The organism is Sulfitobacter sediminis (genome assembly GCF_040811725.1).
GTDB lineage: Bacteria > Pseudomonadota > Alphaproteobacteria > Rhodobacterales > Rhodobacteraceae > Sulfitobacter > Sulfitobacter sediminis.
Genome location: NZ_JBFNXX010000052.1, coordinates 1 through 7,655 on the forward strand (window position 1 = coordinate 1; position 7,655 = coordinate 7,655).

Genomic DNA, 7,655 nt, shown 5'->3' on the forward strand with positions numbered 1-7,655 from the left:
AGGCTGAGAGGAGCGGCCTTGCGGCTTTGGGCTTCGCTCATCGGCAGCTCTGACCCAGACTTCTTCAACACTATCTCTGCTTAGCAGACCTTTATGGTACGCGCAGCCAATGGCTGGAACGAGCCCAATCTGTCGAATGCTGCAACCAGTACATCGTGAAGCGAAGCGCAAAGAAATTGAAATTGCTGCTCATTCGGGCGACCCATTTTTTCGTTCTCCGATTGGTGACGATGCCACAATGCGGACCGTCAAAACTGCCCTTCACCAATGCTCAAAGATGAACTTCAGTCATATCGCGCTCACTTCCGATTGCTTGTAGAACGGTTGAGCGAAAGACGAACCCCGACAGTTGGTCACTAACTCAACGCGTCAAGAATTCCGAGCTGCATCTGCTCAACTGCTGCATGGAGTTCGGCAATGAATGCTTTGGCTGCCATGGATTGTGTGGCGTAGCCGGGCGTCAGGATGGAGACGCTGTTTGATATCTTGGGGCTGAAGCGCCGGATCGGCAGACGTTGGTCTTGGGGCGCTTGGGTAAGGTGGCTGTAGGCCGTGATCATGTCGCAGACCATCACGCAGACACCTGCCGCGACGAATTGGAGACCTGGAAGGAAGGTACGCAGTTCAAGGCGTTTGTTCAGGTGGCATCCGCTGTTACGAAACGCGGCCTCGGTCTGAACTGCTGTCCCATGATCATCGAAAAGGACGGCCATGGGGCGACCGTCAAGATCCCCTGGCGTGACGAACTCGGCTTTCGCCAGCGGATCGCCTCTTGGCAAGACACAGACGCATTCGAGGTCGTAATCTGTTTGCCTGATGGATGAGCGCGGCTGCGGTGTTTCCGCAAACCCCAGGTCGTATTGCTGGGATGCGATCAGGTCCTCGATCACGTCTGACGAGCGCATGATGAGCGAAACATCCAGATCCTCCCGATCCTTTAGAAAGCCGGTCATCAGCCGGGGAAGGAACACGCTGGAGGCCGCCGGGTGGCAGGCGATCTTTAGCTTGCCCGATTGCAACGAGCTGATCCGCTGGACCGTGCGTTCGGTGCGTTCGACCCGTCCGAGGATATCCTCGCATTCCTCAAGGAAAAACTGTGCCTCCGGTGTGGGTGTCAGCTTTCCATGGGACCGAAGGAACAGGGCAAAGCCAAGCTGGTCCTCCAGCGTCTGGATCATGGTCGATACAGCGGGCTGGGTTCGGCCCACCGTGCGTGCGGCCTGGCTGATCGAGCCTGACCGCATGACTTCACGGAACGTGGCGAGTTGCCTAAGGGACAGGTGCACCGATCATAAATCCAATTTATGCAGTTAAAGTTATTATTAAATTGATTTGATGCGATCTGTCGAGTGGAATGCTGGAGCAGTTCACGCGGAGAATTCGCGAGACGCTGGGGGGCTTATGGACACGTTCTCGAAATATCTGCTCACGGCCCTGATCCTATCCGTGGCCCTGGGGCAATTCGTTCAGGTCATCACCCGCTATGTCCTGCAGGTGCCGGTCATGGGCCTGGAAGAGACGATGGCCTATCCGACGATCTGGCTTTACATCCTTGGGTCAGTCAACGCCTCGCGCGAGAACACCCATATCCGCGCCAATGTCCTGGAAATCTTCATCAAGACAAACCGTGGCCACACCATTCTGGCCATCGTTGGCGAGGTGATAAGCCTGATTGTGGGTCTCTGGCTGCTCTCCTGGGCCTGGGACTACACCAGGTACGCCTGGCGCGTCTGGCGCGAAAGCCCGACGCTCTACATCCCGACCTTCTACTCTGACGTGGCCCTGGTCATCGGTCTGGGGCTGATGATGGCCTATACCGCGATGCACCTGATGCGCCACATCGCAAGCCTGCGCACCGGAGGTACGCTATGATCGAGATTGCCCTTCTCGCCATCGCCCTGCTGGTGATCACGCTCACGCTTGGCGTGCCGCTGCCCTACTGCTTCGGGTCGGCCCTGATGGTCATGTATTTCTTGGGCGACGTGACCATGAAAGGCATGATGCTCTGGGGCATGCAGCAGCTGGGCAACCCGGTCCTGCTTGCCATTCCTCTCTTCGTGTTGGCGGGCACAGTCATGTCCGAAAGCGGGATCGCCGCCTCCCTACTGCGCTTCGTCAACGCCTTCATCGGCCATGTGCGCGGGGGACTTGGCGTCGTTGCAGCCGTCTCCTGTGCGGTCATTGGGGCAATCTCCGGTTCTGGCCTGACGGGGATCGCCGCCATCGGCCCGTTGCTGATCCCGGAGATGGAAAAGCGCGGATACCCGCGCGAATATGCGACCGCGCTTATCGCCAATTCCTCGATCCTCGGGCTCCTGATCCCGCCGTCGGTGACGATGATCGTCTATGGATGGGTCACCGACACCTCGATCCTCGCCTGTTTCCTTGCCACGCTTGGCCCCGGCCTGCTGATCATGACGTCATTCTCCGTGATCAACCTCTTCATGGCGCGCAAGTTCAACCTGATCCTCGATGAGAAGCCCTCCTTTTCGGAACTATCGGGCGAGGTCGCCCGGCGCGGCTTCCATGCCTTCCCGGCGCTCCTGATGCCGGTCATCATCCTGGGCGGCATATACGGCGGCGTGATGACCCCGACGGAGGCCGCCGCTGTCGCCGTGATCTACGCGGTGCCGGTCGGGTTCCTGATCTACAAGGGACTGAAGTGGAACAACTTCCTGCTCGCCGGGAAAGAGGCCGCCACTGCCGTGGGCGCGATCATGATGATGATCCTCTTCTCCATGATCCTCAGCCAGATGTTCGTCTACGAAAGCATCCCGCAGCAATTGGTGCAGGGCATCTTCTCGATCACCGAGAACAAGATCGTCCTGCTGATCATGATCAACATCATGCTCTTCCTCGTTGGCATGGTCGTAAATGACGTAACCGCGATCATCCTGATTGCGCCGCTGCTCTTGCCGCTGATGCAGGCGATTGGGGTAAGTCCCGTGCAGTTCGCCGCGATCATGGGTGTCAACACCGCGATGGGCGGGGTTACTCCGCCCTATGCCTCGATCCTTTATCTGGGCGCGCGCATTGGCAACGTGAAGGTGACGAAAGTCATACCGCCTGCGATGAAACTCATCCTGTTTGGCTATGTGCCGGTGGTCTTCCTCACCTCGCTCTGGCCGGACCTGTCGCTCTACCTGCCACGTCTCTTCGGCTACGACGTGGCCCCCTGAATCCAACCCGCTCAAATGCATCCCAACTAGGAGGAAACCCGTAATGAAACATGCATTCCTGACCACCGCCACCGCCGCCCTCATGGCGCTTGGCACTATCGCAACCGCCGCTGATCTCAAGATGAGCCACGTCCGCCCGCAGGACGCCACCATCGACGTGGAATTGCGCGCCTTTTCCGCAGCCGTGGCAGAGGCAACCGGCGGCGACGTCACGATCAACATCTTCCCGGCCTCGGCGCTGGGCGATTACACCACCGTGCAGGAACGCATCAGCGTGGGTGCCATCGACATGGCGACCCAGCCCGCCGCGACTGCCGCCGATCGGCGTATGCAGATCAGCTCCTTCCCCTACCTTGCCGGGAACTGGGATCAGGCCCGCGCGGTCTATGGCCCCGGCGGTGTCGTGCGTGAAACCATGGCAGAGCTTTACGCCGAGCAGGACATCACGATGCTGGCGGCCTATCCGGTCTATTTCGGTGGCATCTCGCTTAACGTGGAAAACGCAAACCCCGGCTCGGTTGATCCGAACGGCATCAAGGTGCGTGTGCCCGGCATCAAGAGCTTCCAGCTGACCGGCGAAGCCCTAGGCTATATCCCCGCGCCGATCCCCTTCTCGGAGGCCTTCACTGCCGTTCAGACCGGTGTTGTCGACGGCGTGATCGGGTCGGGTGCCGAAGGGTACTATGCGTCGTTCCGCGACGTGACCAAGACCTACATCCCGGCCAACACCCATTTCGAAGTCTGGTACATGATCATTTCCAACGGCAGCCTTGCCGAGCTGTCCGACGAGGATCAGGCCGCGCTGAAGGAACAGGCAGCAGCCTTTGAGGCAACCCGCTGGGAAGTGGCCGAGGCCGATCAGGGCAAGAACGAACAGCGCCTTGTCGATGAGCTGGGTGCCACCGTTGCCAAGCTGAGCGCCGACGATCTGGCCGCCATGGCCGCAGCAACCCGTGAAAAAGTCTGGCCCGCGGTTCTGGAAGATGTGGGTGTCGAGTGGGGTCAGGCGATCCTCGACAAGGTTGCCGCCGCCGGTAACTGAGCCAAAACCCGTCAGGGCGGCATGAGGTCGCCCTGACAGCCCATCCTTCACCATCGGAACACGATCATGGAAACCGATTATGCCATCATCGGAGGCGGCGTTGTTGGCCTCTCGGTTGCCTGGGGCCTGCTGCGGCGCGGGCTGACGGTGACGGTGCTGGATGGCGACGATGGATCATTCCGGGCCAGCCGGGGCAACTTCGGCCTGGTCTGGGTCCAGTCCAAGGGCATGAACCAGCCCCGCTATGCCCGCTGGTCGCAGGAGTCGGCTGCAATCTGGGCCGAATTCGCCAAGGAGCTTGGGGATCATACCGGCCATGCTGTGCCGCTGGAACAGAACGGCGGCTATGACCTGCATTTCTCCGAAAAGAGCCTGGAAGAAACGGTCAAGAAATACGAGGTTCTCAAGGCCAAGCTGGGCGGTGACTATCCCTATGAGGTTCTGGGCCATAATGCCCTGCGCAAGGAAGAACCGCATATCGGACCCAAGGTTGTGGGGGCGATCCTGCATCATCAGGACGGCCACGCAAACCCGTTGAAACTGCTGATGGCCCTGGCTGCCGATGTGCGCCGGATGGGCGGGCGGGTTCTCAATGGCAAGATGGTGACGGAGGTCACCAAACCCGACGGTTTTCGCATCACCTGCGCCGACGGCACCGTTGTCAGCGCTGCCAAGGTCGTTCTGTCCGCCGGTCTCGGCGCTGCGCAACTTGGCCCGAAGATGGGCTTCAAGGCCCCGATCCGCCCGCAACGCGGACAGGTGCTGATCACCGAGAAGTTGCCGAAACTGATCAACCGTCCGTCGCTGATCGCGCGGCAGGTGGACGAAGGCGGCATACAGATCGGCGCCACCAATGAAGAGGTCGGCCTCGACGACCGTGTCACGCAACCTGGCCTCTCCGGCCTCGCCGCCGATGCAATTGCCGCATATCCCGCCTTGGCAAAGGCGCAATTGGTCCGGTCCTGGGGGGCGCTGCGCATCCTGTCGCCCGACGGACTGCCGATCTACCAAGAAAGCCAAGAGATGCCCGGCGCATTTCTTGTGACCTGCCACAGCGGCATCACCCTTGCTGCGGCTCATGCCCGCCTGCTGCCCGATTGGCTGGAAGGTACGGATGCCGCGCCTGATCTGGAGGTGTTCAGTGAAAACCGCTTCGCCGTTTCTTGAACTCGAAACCGGGCCACGCGTCGAGGTCAGCTTCGACGGCGCGACGCTGAGCCTGCCAGAAGGCGCGAACCTTGCCGCGGCGCTACTGGCCGCAGGTGTTGGTACATTTCGCACGACGCCCGTCTCGGGCGCACCCCGGGGCCCGTTCTGCATGATGGGGGCCTGTTTCGATTGCCTTGTAGAAATCGACGGGGTGCTGCGCCAAGCCTGCATGATCGAGGTCGCCGCGGGCATGCAGATCTCGCGACCGCACGTATTGGAGGCCTCAGATGCGCCAGTATGATCTTGCAATCGTTGGGGCAGGACCCGCAGGAATGGCCGCAGCGACTGAAGCAGCCAGGCATGGTCTGAACGTGGCGCTGCTGGACGAACAACCCCGCGCTGGCGGTCAGATATACCGCGATGTTGATCGCGTGGTACCTCTGCGCGGGGACATTCTGGGTCCGGACTACGCCATTGGCAAAGGGCTGACGGCGGGCCTAGCGAAAAGCGGCATTGACCATATTGCAGGTGCCGTCGTCTGGGCCATCGAGGACGGGTTCCGCATCTCCTATTCGCGGGACGGGCGTGGCGCGCAGATCGGGGCCGAACGCATCTTGCTGGCAACCGGTGCGCTGGAACGGCCCATGCCAATACCGGGATGGACCTTGCCGGGTGTCATGACTGCCGGGGCCGGGCAAATCCTGCTCAAACAGTCGGGTCTGCTGGCCCGTGACGCGGTCTTGGTTGGCTCTGGCCCGCTGCTCTATTTGATCGCCGCCCAGATGGTGCGAGCAGGTACGCCGCCTGCCGCCATGGTCGAAACCCAGACCCACACCGACATGCTGGGCGCGGCACAGCACATCGTCGGAGCAATCCGGGGGCGGACATATTTGGCCAAGGGCCTGAAAATGCTGACTGAAATTCGCCGCGCAGGCGTTCCACGATACGCGGGGGCTACCGATATTTCCATCGAAGGCACGGAACGTGCTACTGGCGTGCGATTTACTCACAAAGGCCGAAACCAGCACGTGGCTTGTGGCACCGTTCTTCTCCATCACGGGGTTGTGCCTAATACCCAGGCTGCCCGTTCACTCGGCATCGAGCACCTGTGGAAAACGGACCAGAAGGCCTTTGCACCGGTGTTGGACGATTGGGGCCAAAGCGATGTGCCGGGGGTGTTTATCGCGGGTGATGGCGCGGGCATCGGCGGCGCATCTGTGGCCGAGATCGCGGGGCGACTTGCGGCCCTGCAGATTGCCACCCTTTCGGGCCACCTGTCCGCTAAGGAATGCGATCTCGACGCGGCACCGCTTAAGAAGGCGCGCAGGCGCGAGATGGCGATCCGGCCGTTTCTGGATGCGGCTTACCCACCATATTCTCAGGCACTCTCGCCCGCCGACAGCACGATCATCTGCCGCTGTGAAGAGGTTCGCGCCGGTGACATCCGCAGCTATGCCAAACTTGGTTGTCTGGGACCGAACCAAGCCAAGGCTTTCGGCCGGGCGGGCATGGGACCCTGCCAGGGACGATTTTGTGGTCTGACCGTGACGACACTGCTGGCAGAAGCCAACGATGCATCGCCAGATGAAACGGGTTACTACCGCATACGCCCTCCGCTCAAGCCGGTCACTCTTGGTGAATTGGCCGGCATGGAAGACGGAAACCAGGATGCCGCGGAATAGGAGCATGACATGATCGAACGCATCGATACCGGTCAACGCATGAGCAAGATTGTCAAGCACAACGGTGTCGCCTACCTCTGCGGGCAAGTCGGCGAAGGGGCAACTGTCACGGATCAGACCAAAGACTGCCTCGGCAGGGTCGAGGCTCTTTTGGACAGGGCGGGATCTTCGAAGGATCAGATGTTGCAGGTTGTGATCTGGCTCGCCGATATGGCGGATTTTGCCGAGATGAATGCTGTCTGGGACGCTTGGGTTCCGGAAGGCCGTGCGCCCGCGCGGGCATGCGGAGAGGCAAAGCTGGCTCGTCCTGAACTGAAAGTCGAGATCATTGTCACCGCGGCATGTTAGACCGCCATTTGTTCAGCGAACGGTCGCTTCAATCTTGGAACTGAACGTCCACTTCGTTTTGCAGCTACCACTCTTACAGTACCCCGAGCGACTGACCGGTTTCCGACAGTAGTGCTGCTCGCTGCTGTCGCTAAGCGTGCAAAACAGACTCTGCGAGCCAGACTCCGAACGGCGGGTCTGTCCGGATGCTGTTGAAAAAGTCGACCGGGGATTTCGTTTGAATTGATGGCCGAACGGTTTCTGCCCGGCTCTTCA

At 60.4% G+C, this 7,655-nt stretch carries 8 protein-coding genes; 7 read left to right on the forward strand and 1 reads right to left on the reverse strand.

Annotated features, from left to right (window positions below; translation table 11 throughout):
* Positions 1 to 356 precede the first annotated feature (356 nt).
* On the reverse strand, positions 357 to 1,286 hold the full coding sequence (locus AB2B41_RS22525; RefSeq protein WP_367880074.1) for a LysR family transcriptional regulator: 930 nt from the start codon (positions 1,284 to 1,286) through the stop codon (positions 357 to 359).
* A 115-nt stretch (positions 1,287 to 1,401) separates the two neighbouring features.
* On the opposite strand from AB2B41_RS22525, the gene AB2B41_RS22530 reads away from it, so the two are divergent.
* The 7 genes from AB2B41_RS22530 (at position 1,402) to AB2B41_RS22560 (ending at position 7,400) form a co-directional block, all read left to right on the forward strand.
* Entirely contained in the window at positions 1,402 to 1,872 is a 471-nt protein-coding gene (locus AB2B41_RS22530; RefSeq protein WP_367880075.1) for a TRAP transporter small permease, read from the forward strand.
* Positions 1,869 to 3,179: a TRAP transporter large permease gene (locus AB2B41_RS22535; RefSeq protein ID WP_367880076.1), complete on the forward strand. Its 1,311-nt coding sequence runs from the start codon at positions 1,869 to 1,871 to the stop codon at positions 3,177 to 3,179. The genes AB2B41_RS22530 and AB2B41_RS22535 overlap by 4 nt, the downstream gene beginning before the upstream one ends.
* Before the next feature lie 43 nt (positions 3,180 to 3,222).
* The gene (gene dctP / locus AB2B41_RS22540; RefSeq protein WP_367880077.1) at positions 3,223 to 4,221 is read left to right on the forward strand and encodes a TRAP transporter substrate-binding protein DctP; all 999 of its coding nucleotides are present in this window, start codon (positions 3,223 to 3,225) and stop codon (positions 4,219 to 4,221) included.
* Between the two features lie 66 nt (positions 4,222 to 4,287).
* Positions 4,288 to 5,388: an NAD(P)/FAD-dependent oxidoreductase gene (locus AB2B41_RS22545; protein WP_367880078.1), complete on the forward strand. Its 1,101-nt coding sequence runs from the start codon at positions 4,288 to 4,290 to the stop codon at positions 5,386 to 5,388.
* Positions 5,363 to 5,671, forward strand: a complete 309-nt coding sequence (locus AB2B41_RS22550) for a (2Fe-2S)-binding protein (RefSeq protein ID WP_367880079.1) — start codon at positions 5,363 to 5,365, stop codon at positions 5,669 to 5,671. Before AB2B41_RS22545 ends, AB2B41_RS22550 begins: the two co-directional genes overlap by 26 nt.
* Entirely contained in the window at positions 5,658 to 7,052 is a 1,395-nt protein-coding gene (locus tag AB2B41_RS22555; protein ID WP_367880080.1) for an FAD/NAD(P)-dependent oxidoreductase, read from the forward strand. Before AB2B41_RS22550 ends, AB2B41_RS22555 begins: the two co-directional genes overlap by 14 nt.
* A 9-nt stretch (positions 7,053 to 7,061) precedes the next feature.
* Positions 7,062 to 7,400, forward strand: coding sequence for a RidA family protein (locus AB2B41_RS22560; RefSeq protein WP_367880081.1), 339 nt, complete (start codon positions 7,062 to 7,064; stop codon positions 7,398 to 7,400).
* Positions 7,401 to 7,655 lie beyond the last annotated feature (255 nt).

Coding starts and splice junctions, on each gene's coding strand:
- dctP (WP_367880077.1), top strand. CDS start 3,223: ATGAAACATGCATTCCTGACCACCGCCACCGCCGCCCTCATGGCGCTT.
- AB2B41_RS22560 (WP_367880081.1), top strand. CDS start 7,062: ATGATCGAACGCATCGATACCGGTCAACGCATGAGCAAGATTGTCAAG.
- AB2B41_RS22555 (WP_367880080.1), top strand. CDS start 5,658: ATGCGCCAGTATGATCTTGCAATCGTTGGGGCAGGACCCGCAGGAATG.
- AB2B41_RS22545 (WP_367880078.1), top strand. CDS start 4,288: ATGGAAACCGATTATGCCATCATCGGAGGCGGCGTTGTTGGCCTCTCG.
- AB2B41_RS22535 (WP_367880076.1), top strand. CDS start 1,869: ATGATCGAGATTGCCCTTCTCGCCATCGCCCTGCTGGTGATCACGCTC.
- AB2B41_RS22530 (WP_367880075.1), top strand. CDS start 1,402: ATGGACACGTTCTCGAAATATCTGCTCACGGCCCTGATCCTATCCGTG.